The following is a 456-nucleotide window of genomic DNA, read 5'->3' on the forward strand; positions in this document are numbered from 1 at the left end:
TCAAATACCATTACCTCAAAGTTCGCGACGTCCAGGATGTGGTCGTTGGCGCCGCGGCCCTGGCCCGTCGCGCCCAGGTCGACCCGTCGAAGCGGGAGGCCGCGATCGAGGCCCTGGAGGGGATCACCTCGGAGCTGTCGAACAGCCGGCATTACGGGCCGGCCCTGGAACTGCTCTCGACCCTGCGGCTCGATGCCCAGGAGTATGACGCCGCCGACCGGGCGCTGCAGGACCTGGCCAAGCTCTCGTGGGCGAGCGACCGCGCCGCCGTCCTCCGGGCGCAGGTGATGGTCAAGCGAGGGCAGTCGGAGCAGGCGATCCGGGAGCTCGACACCCTGGTCGGCCGGGTCCCCGAAGGCAGCCCCGCCCGGATCCGGGCCGACCTGGCCCGGGCCGAGGCATTGGCCGGGGAGAGTTGCTGCGTGAAGCACTCCGCGAAGTGTCGCAATTGACGAC

1 protein-coding gene is annotated in these 456 nt (G+C 70.2%); it reads left to right on the forward strand.

Annotated elements, in window-relative coordinates:
- Nucleotides 1-452, forward strand: a 452-nt coding sequence (locus AB1L30_RS01010; protein ID WP_367011470.1) for a hypothetical protein, incomplete at its 5' end; no start/stop codon positions are given.
- Nucleotides 453-456 lie beyond the last annotated feature (4 nt).

Origin of the sequence: Bremerella sp. JC817 (assembly GCF_040718835.1) — a bacterium.
Lineage (GTDB): Bacteria > Planctomycetota > Planctomycetia > Pirellulales > Pirellulaceae > Bremerella.